Origin of the sequence: Erwinia sorbitola (genome assembly GCF_009738185.1) — a bacterium.
In the GTDB taxonomy this organism is placed as follows: domain Bacteria; phylum Pseudomonadota; class Gammaproteobacteria; order Enterobacterales; family Enterobacteriaceae; genus Erwinia; species Erwinia sorbitola.
This window is the reverse complement of record NZ_CP046509.1, coordinates 1,914,743-1,937,330: the sequence shown is the minus strand read 5'-3', so window position 1 is coordinate 1,937,330 and position 22,588 is coordinate 1,914,743. Positions and strand designations below refer to the sequence as shown.

Below are 22,588 nucleotides of genomic sequence, written 5' to 3'. Positions count from 1 at the left end.
CATCTGAAAATAGATAAGTTAAAGGTTTATATGAAAAATCGTGACGCGGTAATGGATTATATCCTTGAGTGCTTACGGGGTATGGTAACAAGTGAAGAGGAGATAAGGCCGGACAGCGATCTCGTCGATGAACTTGGTCTTGAGTCTATCAAAGTGATGGATCTCTTAATGATGTTAGAAGACAGGTTTGATATTCCAATTCCGATAAATATTTTGTTGGATATCAGGACTCCCGGGCAGCTGCGGGATGCTCTGCTCCCTCATCTGGAGAAAACCTATGGCCCTTTATGACAAATTTGCCCGTTATGCGCAGCATCGGGAAGAGTTTTTGACGTCCGGGCTTAACCCCTTTGGTACCTGCATTGATGAGGTCTATTCTGCAACGGAAGGTCGCATTGGTCATCAGAGGATTATCCTCGCAGGTACCAATAACTATCTGGGACTGACATTTAATCAACAGGCTATTGCAGATGGTCAGGCAGCATTAGCGGCACAGGGAACCGGCACCACCGGCTCGCGAATGGCAAACGGCAGCTATGGTTCACATCTGGCGTTAGAGCAGGAGATTGCCGCTTTTTTTGGCCGGCCAACGGCCATTGTCTTCTCCACCGGCTATACCGCTAACCTCGGTATTATCAGTACCCTTGCCGATAATAATGCAGTGGTAATGCTGGATGCCGACTGCCATGCCAGTATTTATGATGCCTGCACGCTGGGCGGAGCAACCATTATTCGTTTCCGACACAACGACGCCCGCGATCTTGAACACCGCATGATACGCCTGGGTGAACGTGCCCGTGAGGCACTTATCATCGTTGAAGGTATTTATAGCATGCTGGGGGATGTTGCACCCCTGGCAGAAATTGTCGACATTAAACGCCGCCTTGGCGGTTACATTCTGGTAGACGAAGCGCACTCTTTTGGCGTCATGGGCGCTCATGGCCGGGGCCTGGCTGAAGAGCTGGGCGTTGAAGAGGATATCGATATTATTATCGGCACCTTCAGCAAAAGTCTGGCCTCTATCGGCGGTTTTGCCGTGGGTTCGCGAGCAATGGAAGTACTGCGCTACAGCAGCCGGCCTTACATCTTTACAGCCTCGCCCTCCCCTTCAAGTATTGCTTCCGTTCGCTCCTCTTTACAGACCATTGCGCAACATCCGGAACTACGGAAAAAACTGTGGAATAATGCACACAAACTCTATCAGGGCCTTCAGCAGCTGGGTTATGACCTCGGGCCACATATCAGCCCGGTGGTTCCGGTGATCATTGGCAGCAAAGAGAAAGGTCTGCGTGTCTGGCGGGATCTGATTGCTCACAATGTCTATGTGAATTTGGTGTTACCGCCAGCGACTCCGGCCGGAATAACGTTGCTGCGCTGTAGCATCAACGCAGCACACACCGATGCACAGATAGAGACCATTATTCAGGCTTTCGCTGCACTAAAAGGCTGATAATTTGTTCAGTGTTGCTGATTAAAACGGCAGACCAGCTTTAAGGCGATAACCAGCAGTAACGTTGGCGCAGCCAGCGTTGTTAGCTGGGCATTAAGAGAGAACAGCAGCCCTAAGTTAACGATAATCTGATAGCTGATATAGGTCAGTAGCCCGACGATAACGCCAGTGGCTAACCGGCTGCCTAAACCTGGTGAGCGCGGAATGCTGAAGGTGAAGGGGATGGCCATTAAAATCATCGCCAGCATTAATATCGGGCGTCCTAACTTCTGCCATAAAGCGATCTTATATTCCAGACTGGGCTGATGAGTATCTTGCAGATAGTGAATATAATGGTACAGCTGCCTGACAGAAAAACTGTCGCTGGGCATAGTAAGTTCTGCCAGGCTCATTTGGGTAAAAATCGACGGCCATTGCAGTGTACTCAGCGCCTCACCCTGCTCTTGTTTGCCCGCCCAGCTTTTTCGATTTACCCCTTGTAAAAGCCATGCTCCACTCTTCAGCACCGTGGCTTTTTTCGCATAAATATAGGATTGCAGTGAGAGATCGGGCCGGTAATAAAATATCTCGATACCCACAGGCTGATTATGTTCATCAAGACTTTTTACCGTCGCAAATTGATTATCACGTCTGGCCCAGAGTAAATTTCCATTATTATCCCCTTCAGAACCCTGCGCCATTGCGATGTTCTTCAGATGCAACGCGCGCTGCTGCAACGGGGAAGCGACCCATTCATCGAGTACGCCAAGTGCAATAGTTAACATCGCCCCGGCACACAGGATAGCCATCGCAATTCTGAAAATAGAAAAACCTGCCGTACGTATCGCCGTCAGCTCAAGGGTTTTTGATAGCTGGCCAAGCCCGACAATCCCACCGATAAGGGCTATAAAAGGCCCCAAATCAATCACGCTGCGGGGTAAGGTCATCAGCACAACCATCATGGCCTGCGTCCAGCGGTATCCACCAGGGCTGATATCATCAAGCTCATTGATCAGATTAAAGGTGGTAAACAGTGGCACTAACATCCCGGCTGCGGCGGCAAATCCAATAAAGACATTTCGTATTAAGTAGCGGTTAAAGATATTCATCGAAAGAATTTCGACAGTAACGAAAAATCACGGGCCAGCAGCAATATTAATCCTGCCAGCATCGCCACAGAGACCAGCCAAACACCCGGGATCACGGGTAACGTCCCGTTAGCAACCAGCGTGCGGCAGAGATTTCCACCGTAAAATATCAGGGTGAACAGCACCGTCAGGGGAAGCAGAGTCGCAAACCGCCCCTGCCGGGGCTTAATACGGCTCATCGGGATGGCTAACAGCGCCATCAAAATCGTGTTAACACCACGGCTTTCTCGCCACTGCAACTCCGCCCGATCTGCGGGTGTGACCGATCTTGCCAGCATGATGACTGATGACGACTTACGTCTGATATTAATACTTTGCAGCTGTGGTTTAAGATGAAGGTTAAGCTCATGATAATATGACTCTTTATCACCCATACCTTGATGCTGCAGCACATATGAGGTGCCGGTGTGCAGTAAAACTGCCGGCGTTGCAGGCGAAGGATCGGTCACTTTAACGCTGCGGGCACGATACACGCTGCTTTTATCACCCGAGGAAGTATAAATCAGCGCATCAGTCAAAATGCTGGTTTCCGGGTCAACCGCTGCGGCAAGCACCATACGGCCATCATCGTTCACATTAAATTTTCGCGGTTCCAGACGGTTAACATCCAGTTCAGATTGTGACTGCCCTTCCAACAGATAAATCTGCTGATAGGCCCAGGGCCTGACGTACACCGATAGCAGCGCAACGATTATACCAAGTGGTAAAGCCAGAAATATTACCGCCTTATAGAGCCGTATCGGGCTGGAGCCAGAGGCAAAAATAGCGGTGATTTCCGAGTCACTATAGAGCTGACCAAGCGCAACGCCTACGGAAACGTAAAGGCCAACGGGCAGCAACATTTCCAGTGCAATCAGAACCTTGTAGAAAATAATATCAGCCACGACCTTCAGGGTTAATGTGCCATTGGCCGCCTCAGTCAGATAGCGTTGTGCGGAGTAGCTGGCAAAAATGAAGATCAGAAAACCTACGATGGTCAGCACCAGCCGTTGGGTTTGAGCTACGATATAGCGCTCGATCAGGTACATAGTGTTAGCCTCTCTCACGCCCTGCGTGTTTTAGTGTGAGTCTCACTGGTCATTTAACAGTTCAGCCACTCTGCTCATCACCTGACGCACTTCTTCCGGAGTCAGCGCACCATCTTTTGCCCACTGAACCTGCCCCTGTTTATCCAGTACCAAAATGGTCGAACTCTCCTCCTTAAGCTGCCAGGCTTTGCGACCAATGCCGTTGCTGTCGATAATGAATTGCGCCCAGGGATAGCGCCGCTGATTTTTCTCAATTTTTTTACGCACGAAATAACCAGTACCGGGGATCGAATCATCTGTATTTACGATAGTTGTCGGCTGAAAGCGATCGCCGGGAAACTGAGCATTTTTAATCGCACCCACCAGCAAAGAATTTTCCTTTTTTGCCGAAGTTCGCCCGGCAATGTACTGCACCACGCGAACCTTCCCCGCCAGTTCTGAACTATTCCAGGGTTGATAGCTAAAAATACCGTTTCTTAATAGCTGCTCTCCCCGATCGGTAATGCTAACCGGCGTGACCGGTTGACCAACGACAAAATTATGCGCCCATGCCAGCACGGGAAATAACAGGAATAAAACCGACATCACTCTGCACAACTTCATGGAGTTTCCTTTTCTTCGGCTAACCGCAACAAGGGATCTGACGGCATCTATCTAATGCTGGCCGACAGGATATCTCTCTACCAGCAGTTCCAGGCGCTGGCGAATATCGAGATCCATCGAAACCTTCTCCTTATAGGATTTCCGGCCTGATAGGCTGTCCGCTACCATCTCGTCATGCCGATCCCCCATCAAACCATTAATTGCAGCAAGAAAGCGGGAAATTTCCCGGGCCTCATTATCAGCCGGCTTAATTGCTCTTAACGTGTCATAATACGATACCTGCTGGCTGATTATTTTACGCACCGTGTGAAATTCTTTTCCGGTCAGCTGTGGAGAGGCAATTAATGCCTTTAGCTTGAGTATTTGCTGTTGCCGATAGTGAATAAACGCACTCACTGAATCCAGTGAAACATGGCGTACAGAGTACTTCACCCATAGCCAGAATGGTGGCGTCAGATAAATACGCAATAGTCTGCTATAAAATGTAATTTCCTCTGTTTTATCGTTGCGAAAAGCGTCCTGGAAACGTCCCAGAAACATCGTTATTTTGCTAAAAAAAAACATCGAACGATGATTTTTACTGTATAGTCGTTGAGCAAAACGCAAATGTTTATAACGGGATCGAATATTTTTGAGCTGCCTGCGCTCTTCTTCATTTAATCCTGCGCCCCCTGACACCTTAAGAATCAAACCCAGGAGCATCCTCCTGGTAAAACCCTCCTCCCAATGCTGAATACACAAAGCATAATTATTTTTTATATCCTCCTGTGAACATTGCAAATTTATTACCACTGGCAAGCTGACAGATTCATCTACCACATCATCTTCATCTACTGCCGTAAATAATAACTGCATGGTTTCAGGTGAGAATTTTCGGCACTCTTTTCCTTTAATCATTAACAACTCCTTCTGGCACCCGTAAATTTAACAAATGGCGATTATTGTAGGCTCGTAAAGTAGGAATCAACGACAACAACACATCCAGACATTGCCCGCCTAAATAGGCAAAAGCCGCCCCAGACACGCCGAAAAAATGGGATAGCGCGATCAACAGTGTGATATAGCATACTGATGCTATTGACTGGGCCGCTAAAAATGCACGCTGTTTCCCGGCCATAAATAATAATGACTCCTGCGGAAAACCCAGCATTGATACAACAATGGCTGACAGCATAATTAGAATTAAGTTATAGGCCATCAGATATTTATAACCAAATACCAAAGAAATAAGCGGTTTCCCGATAACAACAACGGCAAGCGCTACCAGCATACCCAAAGTACCCGCCAGCAATGCAGATCTCAGCCCCAGTAACCAGGGTTTTTTCGTACGCGGATCCAGACGCATAATCTCAGGATAGAAACTTTTCTCCAGCAGTTTAGCGGGAGTTCCAGTGACATCAAAAAATGTCATGGCGATTTTAAACAGCCCTGCGGCCGCTGGCCCGAGGATAATACCAACAAACACCGTGCTGCATGTATTGCGTGCAGACCAGATGGAGTGAGCAATATTGGTCGTCCAGACAAAATTCCAGGCTCCCTCTATTCTCTGAGCAACGTTAAAAAGCCGGGGCCGCAATGCGCCATGAATGTTAATCCGCCTTAATTCCCGCGCAGCAAACCACCAGTACATCGTGCCGCCAATTAAATTTGAGGCATACCAGGTAATGATAAAACCTGCAAAGCCATAATCACCGAAATAGGCAATAACACTGCCAATTGCACGCAGGAAAGGTTTGGTTGCCTGCTGAATAGCTATCAGGTCGAAACGGTCTAAGGCACGTAAAATTCCGGTGGGTGTTGACGCCGCCATAGAAGGGATCAAAGTGCAATAAAGCATGGCAAACCAAAAATCGTTTGCGCCTAAGCCTAAAGAGTGCGAAAGAAATGGAAGCAGCAACATTCCGCCCAGTACTGCAACCACACCGCTGGTAATATCCAGGCCAAAGGAGAATGACACCACATCGCTAAAACGTTGCAGATTGTTACTTGCCAGTGCAGGTGTACCGTACTGAACCACAAACTGCCATGTCTGAAATTTAATAAAGTCGCTTATCGCCTTTGCATAGGACTGGATAACCACCAGCGAGCCAAACATCTCCGGAGACATGCCCTTACCCGCACAGGAAAGCGCAAGCAAGCCCAGTAGCGCGCTGACCACATTGCTGGAACCCAGAAAAGCGGTGTTACGAATCATAGTGCGCAGGGCACCATCAGAAAACCAGTGTTTCATGTTTTGCCATTGACAGCTCTGCGTTGAGAGGAAGTCGCAACTGAAGATACGGCGAGCTGTGCTTTTTTCAGCACTTCGCTATAGGGAGCCCGGGAATCCAGCTCAAGAATTTCGCAATTGTTGTAATTAATCTTTTCCATCACGCCGATTTTATCGCGGAGTTCTTCGTAATCATGATCGGGCTTGCGGGAACAGGCGGTCTCGGGGTCGATATTCAGTCTTATCACTAATTCAGGGCGATATAGTGCCATTTGCTGGTAAAGTCGCCGTTCGCGCAAAGCTAAACGCATCATCAGCCAACCCGTCACGCGCTCCACGCCAATGCCTGGCCCGTCGTAGTAAAAACCAGATATTTCTGCCTGCGGATAGCGATCGCTAATCATCAACACGCCGCGCTGTGCCTGACGCACCGTCCGGCGAAAATTGGCCAGACGACGCAGGGAAAATCCATACATAACCAGCGCAGCCCACAGAGCCGGAGAGCGGCTGCGCATACTTTGGGTCTTTGATGACTTGGCCGCCAGCCGCCTTTCCAGCCATACGCCAATCAGTGGCAGGCGTTTGATCTTGTCGCCATCCTCTCCGGAAAGCAGACCTAAATACCGTCTTTCGGTCACCCAGTGTGCTTCCATACTCTTCACTAAGTCTGCGGTCAACGTTGATTTACCTGTTCCATCGCAGCCGACCACCGCCACCAATCCTGGAACTAACGTTGGTTTTAAAGCATGAGTACTTTGCAGCGCATCAGTTTGCATTTAAAATAATCTTAATTTAATCATAAAGTTATAATTCATTCCCGCCCGAGAAATTTCTCAACAGCATCGAGAGACTTCTCCAGAATCATCTCTACTGGCTCACAGGCATCTATTTCAACAATCTTCGCGCCGTTAAACGTCAGATGAGGTATCACCGCCACCTTCTCGCGCAGCGCTGAGAGTGTATGGTCGGGTTTACGCGAATGTGCCGTCGCTGCGTCAATATCCAGTCTGATTAACAGTGCCGGAGGGTAAGAAGCCATCCATTGGTACATTTTCCGCTCGCGTTTTCGCAGTTCACATACCCACCAGCTGCCTCCCGCAGTTTTAGACAGCTGAGGGCCATCAAAGCGAAATCCTGCCATCTCGTCCTGCGGATAACGATCTGTAATCATCAAATATCCTTGCCGGCTCCAGGCCAGCATCCGCCGGAACATAAAGGTTCGCCAGCAGGAGAGCAGGAAGATCACCAGCGCAGTGAGCGCACCGGGAGGTGGCGCAGAACAATCATGAACACGCGCAGCCTTTGCCTGTAGATAACCGCCAAAAGGTGCGCCAATAAGCGGAAGGCTGCCGATCCATTTGCCAATCCGGCCTGATGACTGCCCGAGATAAAATAGTTTCGTTGGTTGCAGGGGTGACAAATGAGTGACAAGGCTTGTGGCCAGCGTCGATTTACCCGCGCCATCACATCCGGCAATCGCTATAACTCTGACCGGAGCATGATTGGCAAAAGAAATAGTTTGTTGGCACACAAAAAATCCAGTAACAAGTTTATTTACCCCATGCTAATTGATCGGTAATTAAAGATAGTTGCTGTATGTGCCATAAAATCGACTTGGTGAGTTGATGCTTTTCTAAAGTCCGCCATCTTGAGGATAATTAAAGAATGGCGTAGCTTCTGTAAATCATTTTTGAGAAGAGTATATACAGGTATGAAACCGAAAACCCCGCCACTTATCGCCGTTATTGGCAGCGATGGTTCAGGAAAAACTACTGTTTGTGAGCATCTTATTCTTCATGTAAAAAAATATGGCCCTGCGGTAAGAGTCCACCTGGGAAAACAAGCAGGAAATGTAGGCCGTGCCGTGATTAAATTACCGGTTCTGGGGGGTTCTTTCGACAAAGTTATTAAGAAAAATAAAAAGTCGGTCAGAAAATGCCCGGGTTTTCTCGCTTCCATCGTTGTTATATTTTTTGTATTGCGGCGTCTCTACCGTTTCAGGCGTATGATGAGTTTTCGTCGGCGGGGAATGATTGTATTAACCGACCGTTTCCCTCAGATACAGATCCCTGGTTCTAATGATGGAATCGTTTTTCCGGTTAATTGTGCAGGCCATAGCTTTATATCATTGCTGGCAAAACTGGAGCGTCGTGCCTTTGACTGGATGACCAGGCAAAAACCAGATTTAGTGATAAAGCTGCACGTCGATCTTAATGTTGCCTGCGCGCGTAAACCCGATCACCGGCCAGAGTCGCTGGCCAAAAAAATTGCGATCATGCCGCTACTCTCATTTGAAGGGGCAAAAATTGTCAATATTGATGCCAACCGCCCTCTTGCTGAAGTGCTCTCTGTTGCCGAAAAAGCGATATCAAATCTGATGGAGTCTCTTGGCTATCACTATGCTGACGCCAGCAGCCACTCCATGGCTCATCTTAAATCATAAGACCTCACCTCAATGGTGCCCCCGCGTTAACAAAAAAATCCGTAATCCCTGAGAGATTACGGATTTCATCAGCAGCGCTGCCCATACAGCCGCTCATTTAATGCTTAACTGAACGGCTTCTGACAGAGCAGAGCAATAGCCCGATGTATTAGTAGTCGGAATTCACTAACACTTTTTCGCCCAATGCGCCGTTACGTGGCATCGGCTGGTTAGAAGAGTTCTGCGCGCGGATCACACGAATAGGTTCTGCACCAGCTTCGCGGGCATCACGAATGTCGCCATCTGCATCACCGTAGAAGATTTCGATATGATGATCGCGAATGTCCTTCACTTTAGCGCCTTTGCTCTCACCGACGAAGATCACTTTATTCAGCTTATCCGCAGGGATGGAGAAGCTCTTTCCAAGCTGCTCTGTTACGGTTTCTTTACCGGTGGTTGGCATTGGACGGGCGGTGATAAACCAGATGCGGTCGCCGCGATCCATATGCAATTTCACCAGCGCCAGCGCTGATTTTTTAGGTACCGAGAACGCATCCCAGCCGTTACTGAGCTGATCCCAAAACTCACTTTTCTTCAGGAAGTCGTTGCTTCCCGGTGAAAGCAGCTGCTGACCATGGAAGAAAGCCGGAGTTGAATAGAGCAGCGTATCGTCAATATCAAAGCCCACATCAATCGGTGCACGCCCTTTCAGGCCCGCAGCAATCTGATCGATCGAGATAAAATGGATAGGATACTGAACGTTAAGCTGTTGCAGCGTCGCACCCGTGTCTGCTGCTACAGCGGGTATTTCAACGGCGCTAAATGCCGGAGCGACACACAGCAGAGAGGCCAGCAGCGTGAAGCGAAGGTTTTTACGTTTTAACAGAGACATATTTTTTTCCTTAGTGTTGAAAATTAAAACAGGTTAAAGGCGTAATCTACCTGGAACTCAACTGAGTGGTTTACTGCACGTTTTGGTTTACCATCTTCCGTCAGCAGCGGCCGATTCTTGTTACTTTGATAGTTCCATGACGGGCCACCGGACAGCTGCAGACTAAGGTTTTTAATTTCTGATGGCTGCCATTTGGAGAAGAGGATCGTTTCCCCACGTCTGATCTGCTGGCCCTGGTATTTCATTCCCCAGCCAAAGGCACTTTGCAGACCCAGCTTCACTTCTGGTGTAATCAGATATTCCGTGGTCCAGCCCACCATTTTCTCGTTGTTACCGACGTAGTCATTACCCCAGGCATCTGCCATCGAGTTAAAACGACCGCGGCTGTTTTTCGTCATATGACGCTCGAAATAACCCAGGTGATCGGTAGAGTTTGCTTTGGTATAAGCGGCACCCAACTTGTGTTTCCAGTTATTCTGCTGCCACTCAGCATAGAAGGCCGGGTGGAAGGCATCGTTATTAAATGGCCGGTAGTCGGGATTCATCGCCGTCCAGTCACTCAGGCCGTGGTTATAATAGAACATCCCCACGATTTTAACTTTATTCTCCGCCAGTGATTCCGGCTGCCAGCCCAGCTCAACCCCATGACGCTGAAGGTACTTATGGCTTTCACCAAAGAAATAGAGTGCGCTATAGCCCTTATCCTGATAGATCACTTCGCCGGTGGCGATATGGTCGATCTGCTTTTTACGATCGGCTGTTTCGAAGCGAATCTGATCTGGTGAACCCCTGTCGCTATAACGCGTCACCCAGGCTCCACGCAGCATCAGCGGCCCATATCCGCTGTCCATGCGCCAGCCCTGATAGGTGCTTGGAATCGCACGACTTGAGTTGGTCAGCGCCCCCCACTTATGGATTTTTTGCCACCCGGAATAGAGTTTAAAATAGCTGTCTTCACCCTCTAATTTAATCTTGGCAAATAACTGGCCAAATTTATTGAACCCTTTGGCCTTGCCATCTTCATTATGAAGAATACTGCGGCCCCAGAAGTTATCACTGGCTGCCAGTTTCAGTACCTGATAATAAGAGGCATCAACACCAATAAAATCGGCTAAATATCCAGAGCTAAAATCCAGCGAAATACCCTGCCCCCAGGCAGTTTGCACAGAGCGATCGCCATAATCGGAGGTATTTAAGTTTTTAAACTGATTCCTTAAAGAAATATCTGCGTGGCTGTCGGTAATAAAACTATTTATTGCATCAGGAAGTTCATATTTAACTTCTTCGGCCGCAAATAGCGGTAAAGGAGCTGTAGTCAATATAAGAGTTCCGAGCAGGGGTTTTGAACGAGCAAATAAATGCATCATCATTATTAAAGTCCTTTTCTCCTGGTCTGGCTAACAGACTGGCATGGATAGTACAGGTTTATTGAGCAAAGACAGGCTTCATGCCAGCTTTGCTCACCCTTGTATTAATATTTAATAAAACAGACCTACAATTGTTGCATTAAGGAAACTGACCAGCGTTGAACCATATAACAGTTTTAAACCAAAGCGCGCAGCACAGTTACCTTGATCATTATTGAGCGCCTTAATGGCACCGACAATAATTCCGATAGACGAAAAGTTAGCGAAAGAGACCATAAACACAGATAGAATAGCCATTGTGCGCTCAGAGAATTTCAAATCACCCTGAGTCAGATCGATCATCGCGACAAATTCGTTACTGACAATCTTGGTCGCCATCAGGCCGCCAGCAGAAACCGCCTCGTGCCATGGAACACCCACCAGAAACGCCAGCGGAGAGAAGATATATCCCAATACATGCTGGAACGAAATGCCAAACAGTGAAGTGAACAGCGCATTCGCCAGAGCTATCAGGGCGATAAAACCAATCAGCATCGCACCAACAATCACAGCGACTTTAAAGCCATCCATGATGTATTCGCTCAACATCTCAAAGAAGCTCTGCTTCTCTTCAACCACCTCCAGCAGATCTTCCGCAGGGTCAACAACATAAGGGTTCAGTAGTGACGCCATAATAAAGCCGCCAAACAGGTTCAGCACCAGTGCAGTCACCACGTAGCGCGGATCCAGCATCACCATATAGGCCCCAACGATAGCCATTGAAACCGTTGACATCGCCGAGGTACACAGCGTGTAGAGTCTGTGCTGAGGGATCTTGCCGAGCTGCTGTTTAAGAGAGATAAACACTTCGGACTGACCCAGAATCGCAGAAGCCACGGCATTATAGGACTCCAGCCTGCCCATACCGTTAATTTTACTCAGGCCTAATCCGATGTAACGAATGAGGAAATTGAGTATTCCCCAATGTTGTAAAATACCAATCAGCGCCGAGATAAAGACGATTGGCAGCAGTACCGATATAAAGAAGGTTATCTGCCCCGGGTTCTGCATCCCACCAAATACAAAGTTCACCCCCTCGCTGGCATAATGCATCAGGTTCTCAAAGACCCCGGCAATCACCGCAATAATCTTGTTACCTGCGCTGGTTTTCAGCAGCAACGCTGCCAGCACAAACTGGCAAAACAACATCGTCACTAAAGGCCGGTAACGGATAGCACGGCGATCGTTACTGACCATCAGCGCAAGGAGGAATATGACCGCTAAACTAACAACGCCTATAAGAAACTTCATTATCTGTCCTGATAAATGTCTGTGTGAACTAACGGAACATCTCCCGATGGCATCGGGCAGTCTTCCTCCAAGTGTGGGTAAATGATACCAACTATGGGTGTGATTAAAGTGACAAACGTCACATAGAATGTGATTATAAGAACAAATAAGACGGTAATATCAGTCGAATTTGTTGTTTTAGTAACAAATGGAGTGTTTTCTGCGAAAAATCAGGCTATCCAGCATTGAAAACTAACACTGCATGCGATATCGATTTTCACTTCTGGCGGGCAAACTGGCGGAGAGCGGCAGGCAACAGGCAGGATGATCCTCGCTGTCAGATGGCTTTTTCACCTGTGATTAGCATCAGTATGGCGGCGTAAAACCTGTCGTGATGTAAAACGCCCGAAGTTTAATCGCCAGAAGCTATCAATGATATTGGCCCAAAAGTGCCTCCTGAGCCGCCACTTTCAGCGCTATGGCTTATAATAAAAGAGCAGTTCAATAGTTAATCTTTAGAAAAGCTCGCTGGAGGTAATTTGTATATTTCTGATGAAGATGAAAACCAACACGTCATTATTGGCGAGGCTGCCATGAATCTAATCTTCAGCAGGGAAGAGATCAGTCTCGGCTCACTTATCAACCAGTTACAAAGTATGGCCAGTGCAGAAGAGGATGACGATCGGCTACTGAAAATCTGGGAAGCCAGAAGGTGGTTGCTCGAATACAAAAAAGGAAGCCTCGCTCTGCCCGCAGATAACCTATGGCTCTCATCCCCCGGTCACCACAGCGACCCGGTGAGCAAGGAATCCGACATCAATATGAGCATTTTTGCCAAAACCGATAAATCAAAAAGCTAAAACCCGCTTATAGTTCGGACAATATCCGTCACACCGTGGCGACAGCCCACGGTTAACTTCCGTCAGGGATGACGGTTTTCTCACCATTTCCTGCCAAAATTCGGATTATTCCCTCTTTTCTGCACGTTACAGAAATGTATTATTTGCCAATAATTCACATCATAACCTGATGATATTTAACACTTAGCATTTTTTGCTTAAGCTAATGCTGAATGATTATTCACTATTCCTGTACAAATTACCCATAGATGTATAACTTTAGTGCGGGAATTTTAACTAAATTGACTACTACGACTGAGGGACATTGTTATGCGTCAGGACGGTTCCAATCCGAAAATCGAAAATGACATCAGCCGTTACTTTAGTGAGGTGATTATGCCCTCCCAGCAGGAAACTCTTGGCCATATTGTGGTTGAGATCCTGCGTTCAGGACGTAATCTCAACCGTAAAGCCATCTGTTCAAAGCTGCTGACGCGCCTTGAGCTGGCTTCAGGACCGGAGCAGGAACGGCACTATCAAGAACTGATTGGCATGCTTTTTGGCCGCGGTGACTGAGTTTCAGAGCATTATGTTTGCTGATTAAAGGTTTTACAGTGCACTTTACGTTACGACTCAGTCCGACCATCTGACCGTCTCGACCTCCTGGCTTTACGCCAGTGCAGCGGTAACGGGATGCAGGTTTCTGCGGGTCTTCAAGACTGACCCGCATCACTGAATCAGAGAAGTTGGTATGTACAGAAACGAAGACGAAGAAGAAATACTATCCGATATTATTATGGGCGAAGCTGTCATGGTTCTGCTGAAAGCCGATGCGGCCATCAGCAGTGCAGCTCTGGTACGACAGCTACAGTCGATGGCTGCGGCAGAGAAAGATTTATCGCGACAGCGCGCATGCAGGCGGGCGATTGCTGAGGTGAGAAATTATCAGTCTCCCGAACGCCATCATGATACTCAGGAAATTCGCGATCGCGACAATGTCACTCACTTGTTTACCAGTGAAGGGCCTTCTGACGGAAGTAAAAAACATTAAGGGCTTCTCCCCTCTCAATTAAATTTAAGGCTAACACAATGCAACAGATGTCATCTGAATCCGAAATCATGACTTACTTTCAAGGTGGTGGTGAGAAGTTTTCTCAGGAAGCTCAGGTTCTCGGGGCAGTGATCAAAGAACTGGCTTCCGGCGGCAGACATGTCAGCAATAAGGCCATTATCCTTAGTCTTATTGAGAAGCTGGAAACCACAAAAGATGTTATCCAGTTAGATGTATACCGCCAGGTGCTGGAAGTCGTGGTCGGTATGACCCCTGACGATGCATGATACTTTATTAATCTGTCAGTATTGCAGCGCATAGCGTTTCGCCCGCACACCTGAGTGTTCTCTCAGGTGTGCGGGTGCACATTTATTAAAATAGAATAATTTGCCTGTGGCCCGCTCCCGGATATTGGCGGAAACCGGCGACACCCTCTTGTTATCATCAATGAAAACTTTCCAGCAGATAGCGGAATGCCTGACGATAAATGCTCTGGATATCAGCATCTGTAGTTTTGGTACTGTGAGCCTGCAACATAATTAGCACACTCTTTTTATCCAAAGGCTGATTGGCCGCAATCAGTTCTGAGACTGCGCGCCCAATAACTGCATAAATCTCTTTGGGATAGTCGTGGTTATTGCCGTGCACATGCACCCCTTATCTGGCTGTATGTACATACAGCTTATCATTTCAAAATGAATAATGCACATCTCCTGATATAGTCCACGGCTAAATATAAACCACCCCGCCCTGACGATTATTTAAACCTTTTGATTTAAATGATTTTTTTATTTCAGCCTACTGTATCAATTGAGATTAACTGTAGAATGCCATTAGCATTAAATAACAAATATCAAAATTGCAAGTTAAAAAACTAACTTTCAGAGTATTCCGTCCTGCCTTCTTTTACCCACTTCTTAATCTACCCTGCATATCATGTATCGGAATTATCTCAGTGAGATTACAGGCGAAATCTCAGAACTCATCTACAATTACAAAGAAGGTTATTGAGAAAGAAACACATAAGGAAATCCTAATGAAAGTCACAATGTTTAAAGCGACCTTTATCGCTGCACTGTCTCTGGTAATGCTTGCGGGCTGTTCTTCAAACCAGTCAATTCAAACTACTGACGGTAAAACAATCGTCACCGATGGTAAACCGCAGGTAGATGATGAAACCGGCCTGGTCTCTTATAAAGATGCACAGACTGGCAAGACAGAACAGATTAACCGCGAACAGATCAAAAACATGAGTGAACTCGACAACTAAATAACAGGAGTTAATAAGATGAAAAAGACAATGGCACTTTCTCTGGCAGCACTTTTTTGTATCACTGCACTGACAGGCTGTACCCGCAGCAGCTACGCCATTCATACCAATGATGGCAGAACGATTATCAGTGACGGTAAACCGAAAGAGGACGCTAAAACGGGTCTGATTGGTTATACCGATGCTAACGGTACTGAGCAGCAGATCAACAAAGCTGATGTGAAAGAACTCAGCGAGCTGCCGCACTAAGTCCGTACATCGTTACAGCGCTGAGGGAATTACCTGACACTCCTCAGCGCAGTCCGTTGTTTCTGCCCCTTCTGCGTCGCCTCCCCTATATATTTTCAAACCATCAGACTCTCTTCACCCGTTCGCTGATAGTGTCGCTCCCCCGCTTGCTGATATTCTTATGCAAAATCATCATGCTTCCCCGGCTTCCCGCGTTATATTAGCCGCAGATTAAGCTGGTTCCCTTCTTTCAGGAGTCCCGATGAGCGACCCGCAGCAGCCGATTGCCGCGCGCAAGCGTCCGATGAAACTCAGTACCTCCGTCAGTCTGATGGTCAGTGCGGTGATTGCCACAGTGCTGCTGATTGTTCACCTGTTCTATTTCTTTCAGATCAGCAACGTCACTCAGGAGAGCGTTAAAGATAAAGCGCTGGCGGTGGCGCGCACTCTGGCAGACTCCCCCGAGATCCAGCGCGCTCTGCTGCTGCCACCTGCCAGCGGCATCATTCAGCCAATTGCCAGCGCGGTACAGGAGAGTAACGACCTGCTGTTTGTGGTGGTCACCAATATGGACGGCATCCGCTATTCGCATCCCAACGCGGAGCTGATTAATCAGCATTTTATCGGCAATGACATTGAGCCTGCGCTGCATGGCCGAGAAAATATGGCCATCAACCACGGCAAACTGGCGGAGGCGCTGCGGCTGTTCACCCCGGTCTATGACAGCCAGCAGCGGCAAATTGGCGTGGTGGCCATTGGCATCTCATTAAGTGAGGTGGCCTTGCAGATCAGCAAAAGCCGCTGGAATATCTTCTGGACGGCCCTGTGCGGGATGCTGGTTGGGACCATTGGCACCTATATGCTGGTGAACGCCGCCAAGCGTATTCTGTTCGGTCTGGAACCGTATGAAATCTCCACGCTGTTTGAACAGCGTCAGGCGATGCTGCAATCGATGAAAGAAGGGGTGATCGCCATTGACGATCATATGCAGGTGACGCTAATCAACCGTGCGGCACGACAGCTGCTGCGCGAAACCGGCCTTCAGCAGGCGATCAACACCGAAGTCGGCGAGATGGTGGCCGCCTCCGGGCCGCTGATCTCCAATCTTCGTGATGTCCTGAGCCATGGAGTTCCTCGTCGTGATGAAGAGATCGATTTTAAAGGCCGGGTTCTGCTCTGCAACACTATGCCGGTTCGCAGCAACGGCGTGATTATCGGCGCTATCTGCACTTTCAGGGATAAAACGGAAGTCAGCCAGCTGATGCAGCGGCTGGATGGCCTGGTCAGCTATGTGGATGCGTTACGCGAGCGTTCCCATGAGTTTATGAATAAACTGCATGTCATACTCGGCCTGCTGCATATGAAAAGTTACGGCAAAGTAGAGGATTATATTCTTAAAACCGCTAATAATTATCAGACGGAGATCGGATCGCTGTTGGGGAAGATCAAGTCACCGGTGATTGCCGGTTTCCTGTTAAGTAAAATCAACCGCGCCTCAGATAGCGGCAACCATCTGCTGATCAGCGATGACTGCCTGCTGCCGGACAGCGGCAGCGAACAGCAGGTTGCGGCGCTGATCACCGTGCTGGGGAACCTGATTGAAAATGCTCTGGATGCACTGGGGCCAAACGCTGAAGGGGAAGTGAGCGTACTGCTGCACTACCAGAATGGCTATCTCGCCTGCGAGGTCAGCGACGACGGTCCCGGCATTGCCGCCGACCAGCTGGAGGCGATTTTTAATAAGGGCTTCTCGTCAAAAGGTGAAGAGCGTGGCGTCGGGCTGTTTCTGGTAAAACAACAAACTGAAAGCCTTGGCGGAAAAATTATTGTAGAGTCCGAGCCTGGCGTTTATACGCAATTTTTTGTACAACTGCCCTGGGATGATGGAGAGAGTAAAAACGCATGATCAATGTTTTAGTCGTCGATGATGATGCGATGGTCGCAGAACTGAACCGCTGCTATGTCGCCCAACTGCCAGGATTTTCCTGCTGCGCCGTTGCCTCAACCCTTCAGCAGGCGAAAGACCTGGTGTTGAACAGCGAGCTGCCGGTCGATCTGATTCTGCTGGATGTCTATATGCAGCAGGATAACGGGCTGGATCTTCTGCCCGCGCTGCGGGAAGCAAAGCGTCCGGTGGATGTGATTGTTATCTCTTCTGCGGCCGATGCCGCCACCATTAAACAGTCTCTGCATTACGGTGTGGTGGATTACCTGATCAAGCCTTTCCAGTTTTCACGTTTTGAAGAAGCGCTGACCGGCTGGAAACAGAAAAAGACGCTGATGGATAACCATCAGTTTTATGAACAGGCCGAAGTTGACCAGCTTATCCATGGTAACCATCCCGCCGTTGAAGATACTAAACGCCTGCCGAAAGGATTAACGCCGCAAACGTTACGCACGCTGTGCCTGTGGATCGATGCCCATCCGCACGAGGAGTTTTCCACCGACGATCTTGCCGCAGCGGTGAATATTTCACGCGTCTCCTGCCGAAAATATCTTATCTGGCTGGCTCACAGCAATATCCTGTTTACCAGCATTCACTATGGTGCAACCGGCAGGCCGGTCTATCGCTACCGCCTGCAACCTGAACATACCGCCCTGCTTAAGCAGTACTGCCAGTAAGCCGGTAGCTGTGGTCAAGCAGCGTAAAGCGGTAACCGCGCTGTGAAGAGCAGATGACCTCGCGGTCTCTGGTGACAAAAATAGCCTCGATCTGTGGCGTATCACGCAAACAGGCGAGGCTTTTTTCCACACCCAGACCATACAGCAGCGTCGTCCAGATATCCCCGTCAATTGAGTCCTCCGAAATAATCGTCACACTCAGCAGCTCATTATCCAGCGGTGCGCCGGTACGGGGGTCAAGGATATGGTGATAACGGCGGCCATCCCGTTCGAAATAGCGCTCATAGACTCCGGAAGTCACCACTGACTTATGGGTGACGTTAATCACCCCGATCAGCTCTTCAGGCCCGGCAAACGGCTTTTGCAGGCCAATGCCCCAGCTCTGCTGATGCGGATGGCCCAGCGTCTGCACATTACCGCCAAGATTGATCAGCGCGCACTCCACCTGCTGCTGTTGCAGATAGTCGCGCACCACATCAGCGATATAGCCCTTGGCGATGGCCCCCAGATCGATCTCCATTCCCGCCTGTTGCAGAAACACCGAACGGGCATCATCATCAAGGATCACCTGATGCGGATCGGTGAGCGCCAGTAACGCCTGTAACTCGCCGGCAGGCGGTACCGTATCGCCCTGAAAACCAATTTTCCAGCGCTTTACCAGCGGCCCGATGGCGAAATTAAAGCAGCTATCTTTCAGCTTGCTGACCTCGCTGGCACGCTTAATCAGCGGATAGACCGCAGGAGAAACCACCACCGGATGCAGCCCCGCCGCATGATTAATCGCCATCACTTCCGACTGCGCACGGTTTACGGTAAACAGATTTTCCTGATGCCTGATAAGACGAAACACCCGACCAGCGAGTGCTTCATCATGTTCAAACAGTTTGAGAAGAATGGGAGAACCCATCAGTACTGCGGAATAAGAGTAGGAACCTGCGGACATCGCGCCATCCTCCTGGCAAGCGGGAGGAGCATGCTCCTCCCCTGCGCATCGTCGGCTTAACCCGACGCCGATTTAACGTTTCGCGTAAGCTGCTGCGTTACGCCCTGCCAGAATACCGAAGATGATAATATCGGCTACGGCATTACCACCGATGCGGTTAGCGCCGTGAATGCCCCCAACCACTTCACCTGCCGCCCAGGCACCCTTAATCACCTGTTTCTGCGCATCCAGCACCGCAGTATCGGTGTTAATGGTGACACCGCCCATAGTGTGGTGCACGCCTGGTGCGATGCGAATAGCGTAGTAAGGCCCCTGATTAAGCGGGTGACGCAGCGCCGTGGCACGGCCAAAGTCCTCGTCCTTCTGCTCTGCCACAAACTGATTGTAACGGCCCAGGGTGGTTTGCAGAGTCTCCTGATCCATATTCAGTTTAACTGCCAGCTCATGCGGCGTTGGCGCGCTGATAACAAAGCCTTTGGCGATATACTCATCGGCCGCTTTGTTATTAGTGCGTACCTGGTCGTCAAAGATAATCCACGCGCTCTTCTCAGGCAGGGCAATGATCTCAGCAGAAACTTTGTCGCGGGTCTCCATCTCGTTATAGAAACGCTGGCCAGCCTGGCTCACCAGAATGGCACCGCCGCCGCGAATTGCTTCTGAAATCAGATAGGAAGTGGTCTGTTCCACGGTCGGGTGAATCTGGATTTCGCCCAAATCCACAGTGCCTGCGCCAATGTTCTCCAGCATCGCGATCCCGCTACCGGTCGCGCCTTTGTGGTTGGTAGTGACGAAGCCGTCCAGCTCTGGACGATATTTAACCACCATCTCGCGGTTGGCACTGAAGCCACCGGTAGCGACAATCACGCTTTTGGCATGCAGAATACGCGTGTCGTTATATTCATCGACCACTCTCACGCCGCTCACCGCGCCATTTTCCATCAGAATTTCGGCGACGGAGGTCTCCAGCAGTACTTCGATATTGCGCTGGTTAATATTCTTCACCAGCCCGCTGATCAGGAAGCCCCCTACCGCAGAGCGATCCGCAGGACGGTGTGTACGGTCAATGCTCATACCGCCGGTAATGGTGATGTCGTTCAGCTCAATACCGTTCGTCGCCAGCCACTCAATTGCTTCCGGCGCCAGGTTAACGAACTCACGCAGCAGCTCAGGGTTGTTTTTAAACTTGCCGCCTTTCAGCGTCTCCTCATAGAACAACTCTTTGCTGTCCTCGATGCCTTTCAGCTTCTGGAAGCGGGTTTCTGCCGCATTCATCCCGACGGAGGCTTTAATGGTATTACCGCCGATGGTAGGCATCTTCTCGATGATCACCACATGAGCACCCGCATCGCTGGCCTGAATCGCTGCCGCCAGACCGCCACCGCCGCTGCCTACCACCACCACATCAAAGTTCTGCGGTGCCTGTGGGTTGCCGCCCTCTTCAATCACATGCTCTTTGCTGGAGGTAGCCATCGCACGGGAGACGGCTTTTTTCAGCGCCTCACTCTGAGTGGTTGCCCCGGTAACGGCATCCACATGCGGGCTGTTAGCCACCAGCATACGGCTGCGCAGGCTCTCAAACGTAGTGGTAAAGTCAACGTCGAGGGTGTCATCCGGGATCAGCGAAATATCGGTAATACGGTCGGTATCGAGGGTAACGTTGATTTTCAGCTTCAGCGCTTCGGCTTCCACTTTCTCCTGGTAAACCCCGGCTTTATATTTACGACCGCTGGTGCTGACGTCGCGGATCATGGCGTCAACCAGAGAGAAGCGCCACAGCGGTTCAGGAATGTTCAGTGCTTCACGCTGGGTGCTGTCAATAAACAGCTCCAGGTGATCATTTTTGATAATACGGTCAGCCCAGTCCGGGTAGGCAATGCAGGCTTTACCCACTGCCACCAGATCAAAGCCGTACTCCAGCGCCATTTCGGCGTCCGCTTTGTTCACCACGCCGCCGACGCCAATCACCGGCACTTTCGCCAGCGTTGCAGAACGAGCAGCACGATATTTAGTGATCAGCGGCGTAGGATCTTCACGATCGACAATCGAAGAGCGCAGCAGCTGACCAACGGAGAAATGCACGTAGTCCAGCCCGCGTGCCGCCAGTTTTTCCAGCAGATACATGGTGTCGTCAAAGCGAATACCAGGAACTTCGATCTCTTCCGGAGAGAAACGGTAGCCGATGATAAAGGACGAATCCGCAAAGCGTTCCGCCATTTTATGGGTGATCTCCAGCACTTCCAGCGGGAAGCGCGCACGATTATCGCGGCTGCCGCCCCATTTGTCGTCGCGCTGGTTAGAGTTCGGAGAGTAGAACTGCTGGATCAGATAGGTGTTTGCGCCGTGGATTTCCACACCGTCAAAGCCCGCTTTGATTGCACGGTTAACCGCATCACCAAACTTGGTGATCATCACATCAACTTCTTCAGCAGTCAGCGCCTGTGGCGTGGTCGCACCCTCGCGCGGTGCGGCAATGGCGCTTGGTGCTACCGGCGTTCTGCCCCCGATCAGCTCAGGCTCCACCATACGGCCGCCGTGGTAGATTTGCAGAATCGCCTTCGAGCCTTCGGTTTTGATGGCATGGGCGATTTTCGCCAGTCCCGGGATCTTATTATCACTATCGATAGCGATGGCACCCGGGAAGGCCGGGCCTTTCGGGTCAATAAAGCAGCATTCGACAATCACGGTGCCGATACTACCGGCACGATCGCGGTAATACTCCACCAGTTCGCTGGTCACAGTACCATCGTAGAAGCCAGTACAGGTCGTCATCGGTGCCATCAGCAGGCGGTTCTTCAGTACTGCACCGTTAGGCAGTGTCAGCGGGTTCAGAATAGGTGTTAGCGTATTCATTAGGTGGACTCCAAATTAAAAGTTTTTGAATTCTGTAGCGGACGATATTTTATTAATTGTTTTAGTCATCCGATGTCATATCGTTAATATAACAATTTCTTTAGCTATATAATCGATAACTTTAATTATTTAACTTTTAAATAAACGAATACTTTTTATTTCCCTTGGATGACACAAATAGTTTTATTAATTGTTAACCAACAGCTACAAAAAATCAACCCATCGTTTACATAAAATTTAAAGCATTTAAAATCAACAACATATAAAAATAACACTGGCGTTACTGGAAATTAAATGTACAATCAGATGACTCTTACGGCCTTTAAATGAAAGTTACTCTTAATAAAAAATTATGATTTGTTAAAAATATAAAGAGGCTCCAATTTTTCTTGATCCAGATCAAAGTCTATATTTAAGG

At 49.1% G+C, this 22,588-nt stretch carries 24 protein-coding genes; 11 read left to right on the top strand and 13 right to left on the bottom strand.

Going from position 1 to position 22,588, the window contains the following annotated elements; genetic code table 11:
- Positions 1-30 precede the first annotated feature (30 nt).
- Entirely contained in the window at positions 31-291 is a 261-nt protein-coding gene (locus GN242_RS08675) for an acyl carrier protein (protein ID WP_154751459.1), read from the top strand.
- Positions 278-1,450 carry a serine palmitoyltransferase gene (gene spt / locus GN242_RS08670; protein ID WP_154751460.1) on the top strand — a complete coding sequence of 391 codons (1,173 nt, stop codon included), beginning with the start codon at positions 278-280 and terminating at the stop codon, positions 1,448-1,450. Before GN242_RS08675 ends, spt begins: the two co-directional genes overlap by 14 nt.
- A gap of 8 nt (positions 1,451-1,458) precedes the next feature.
- On the opposite strand, the gene lptG is transcribed toward spt, so the two are convergent.
- The 7 genes from lptG to GN242_RS08635 are packed head-to-tail and all read right to left on the bottom strand — an operon-like array spanning position 1,459 to position 7,948.
- Positions 1,459-2,538 (bottom strand): LPS export ABC transporter permease LptG, encoded by a 1,080-nt coding sequence (lptG, locus tag GN242_RS08665; RefSeq protein ID WP_156287303.1) that lies wholly within the window; start codon positions 2,536-2,538, stop codon positions 1,459-1,461.
- Complete coding sequence (gene lptF / locus GN242_RS08660) at positions 2,535-3,605, bottom strand: LPS export ABC transporter permease LptF (RefSeq protein ID WP_156287302.1); 1,071 nt, start codon at positions 3,603-3,605, stop codon at positions 2,535-2,537. The genes lptG and lptF overlap by 4 nt, the downstream gene beginning before the upstream one ends.
- 42 nt (positions 3,606-3,647) lie before the next feature.
- The gene (locus tag GN242_RS08655; protein ID WP_156287301.1) at positions 3,648-4,208 is read right to left on the bottom strand and encodes a YtfJ family protein; all 561 of its coding nucleotides are present in this window, start codon (positions 4,206-4,208) and stop codon (positions 3,648-3,650) included.
- 51 nt (positions 4,209-4,259) lie between these two features.
- A complete protein-coding gene (locus GN242_RS08650) occupies positions 4,260-5,105 on the bottom strand; it encodes a hypothetical protein (RefSeq protein ID WP_156287300.1) in 846 nt (281 codons plus the stop codon).
- Positions 5,098-6,438 (bottom strand): lipopolysaccharide biosynthesis protein, encoded by a 1,341-nt coding sequence (locus GN242_RS08645; protein ID WP_154751465.1) that lies wholly within the window; start codon positions 6,436-6,438, stop codon positions 5,098-5,100. The genes GN242_RS08650 and GN242_RS08645 overlap by 8 nt, the downstream gene beginning before the upstream one ends.
- Complete coding sequence (locus GN242_RS08640; protein ID WP_156287299.1) at positions 6,435-7,193, bottom strand: nucleoside/nucleotide kinase family protein; 759 nt, start codon at positions 7,191-7,193, stop codon at positions 6,435-6,437. Before GN242_RS08640 ends, GN242_RS08645 begins: the two co-directional genes overlap by 4 nt.
- A gap of 35 nt (positions 7,194-7,228) precedes the next feature.
- A complete protein-coding gene (locus GN242_RS08635) occupies positions 7,229-7,948 on the bottom strand; it encodes a nucleoside/nucleotide kinase family protein (protein WP_156287298.1) in 720 nt (239 codons plus the stop codon).
- 180 nt (positions 7,949-8,128) lie between these two features.
- Here GN242_RS08635 and GN242_RS08630 point away from each other — a divergent pair, with 180 nt between their 5' ends.
- Complete coding sequence (locus GN242_RS08630; protein ID WP_156287297.1) at positions 8,129-8,860, top strand: nucleoside/nucleotide kinase family protein; 732 nt, start codon at positions 8,129-8,131, stop codon at positions 8,858-8,860.
- A gap of 148 nt (positions 8,861-9,008) precedes the next feature.
- On the opposite strand, the gene aphA is transcribed toward GN242_RS08630, so the two are convergent.
- From aphA to GN242_RS08615, 3 genes are all read right to left on the bottom strand, one after another.
- Positions 9,009-9,731: an acid phosphatase AphA gene (aphA, locus tag GN242_RS08625; RefSeq protein ID WP_154751468.1), complete on the bottom strand. Its 723-nt coding sequence runs from the start codon at positions 9,729-9,731 to the stop codon at positions 9,009-9,011.
- A gap of 23 nt (positions 9,732-9,754) precedes the next feature.
- The gene (locus GN242_RS08620) at positions 9,755-11,095 is read right to left on the bottom strand and encodes an OprD family outer membrane porin (protein ID WP_231617158.1); all 1,341 of its coding nucleotides are present in this window, start codon (positions 11,093-11,095) and stop codon (positions 9,755-9,757) included.
- Between the two features lie 114 nt (positions 11,096-11,209).
- The gene (locus GN242_RS08615; protein WP_154751469.1) at positions 11,210-12,388 is read right to left on the bottom strand and encodes a NupC/NupG family nucleoside CNT transporter; all 1,179 of its coding nucleotides are present in this window, start codon (positions 12,386-12,388) and stop codon (positions 11,210-11,212) included.
- A 518-nt stretch (positions 12,389-12,906) separates the two neighbouring features.
- On the opposite strand from GN242_RS08615, the gene GN242_RS08610 reads away from it, so the two are divergent.
- The 4 genes from GN242_RS08610 to GN242_RS08595 all read left to right on the top strand — a co-directional run bounded on the left by GN242_RS08610 (position 12,907) and on the right by GN242_RS08595 (position 14,544).
- The gene (locus GN242_RS08610; RefSeq protein ID WP_154751470.1) at positions 12,907-13,227 is read left to right on the top strand and encodes a hypothetical protein; all 321 of its coding nucleotides are present in this window, start codon (positions 12,907-12,909) and stop codon (positions 13,225-13,227) included.
- A gap of 309 nt (positions 13,228-13,536) precedes the next feature.
- Complete coding sequence (gene ycgZ / locus GN242_RS08605; protein WP_154751471.1) at positions 13,537-13,782, top strand: regulatory protein YcgZ; 246 nt, start codon at positions 13,537-13,539, stop codon at positions 13,780-13,782.
- Positions 13,783-13,957: 175 nt separating this feature from the next.
- Positions 13,958-14,257 carry a hypothetical protein gene (locus tag GN242_RS08600; protein ID WP_154751472.1) on the top strand — a complete coding sequence of 100 codons (300 nt, stop codon included), beginning with the start codon at positions 13,958-13,960 and terminating at the stop codon, positions 14,255-14,257.
- A gap of 68 nt (positions 14,258-14,325) precedes the next feature.
- Positions 14,326-14,544: a biofilm/acid-resistance regulator YmgB/AriR gene (locus tag GN242_RS08595; RefSeq protein ID WP_309547462.1), complete on the top strand. Its 219-nt coding sequence runs from the start codon at positions 14,326-14,328 to the stop codon at positions 14,542-14,544.
- Between the two features lie 157 nt (positions 14,545-14,701).
- Here GN242_RS08595 and GN242_RS08590 read toward each other — a convergent pair whose 3' ends face one another.
- Complete coding sequence (locus tag GN242_RS08590) at positions 14,702-14,905, bottom strand: biofilm development regulator YmgB/AriR family protein (protein ID WP_156287296.1); 204 nt, start codon at positions 14,903-14,905, stop codon at positions 14,702-14,704.
- A 388-nt stretch (positions 14,906-15,293) separates the two neighbouring features.
- Between GN242_RS08590 and GN242_RS08585 the strand changes: the two genes are divergently transcribed.
- The 4 genes from GN242_RS08585 to dcuR all read left to right on the top strand — a co-directional run bounded on the left by GN242_RS08585 (position 15,294) and on the right by dcuR (position 18,377).
- Positions 15,294-15,527, top strand: a complete 234-nt coding sequence (locus GN242_RS08585; protein ID WP_154751474.1) for a YgdI/YgdR family lipoprotein — start codon at positions 15,294-15,296, stop codon at positions 15,525-15,527.
- Between the two features lie 18 nt (positions 15,528-15,545).
- Positions 15,546-15,776 (top strand): YgdI/YgdR family lipoprotein, encoded by a 231-nt coding sequence (locus tag GN242_RS08580; RefSeq protein WP_154751475.1) that lies wholly within the window; start codon positions 15,546-15,548, stop codon positions 15,774-15,776.
- A 241-nt stretch (positions 15,777-16,017) separates the two neighbouring features.
- Complete coding sequence (locus GN242_RS08575; protein WP_156287295.1) at positions 16,018-17,661, top strand: sensor histidine kinase; 1,644 nt, start codon at positions 16,018-16,020, stop codon at positions 17,659-17,661.
- Positions 17,658-18,377 (top strand): two-component system response regulator DcuR, encoded by a 720-nt coding sequence (gene dcuR, locus GN242_RS08570; protein ID WP_154751477.1) that lies wholly within the window; start codon positions 17,658-17,660, stop codon positions 18,375-18,377. Before GN242_RS08575 ends, dcuR begins: the two co-directional genes overlap by 4 nt.
- Here dcuR and GN242_RS08565 read toward each other — a convergent pair.
- Positions 18,358-19,320, bottom strand: coding sequence for an FAD:protein FMN transferase (locus GN242_RS08565; RefSeq protein WP_156287294.1), 963 nt, complete (start codon positions 19,318-19,320; stop codon positions 18,358-18,360). The genes dcuR and GN242_RS08565 overlap by 20 nt on opposite strands.
- Positions 19,321-19,392: 72 nt before the next feature.
- A complete protein-coding gene (locus GN242_RS08560) occupies positions 19,393-22,170 on the bottom strand; it encodes a flavocytochrome c (RefSeq protein WP_156287293.1) in 2,778 nt (925 codons plus the stop codon).
- Positions 22,171-22,588: the final 418 nt, after the last annotated feature.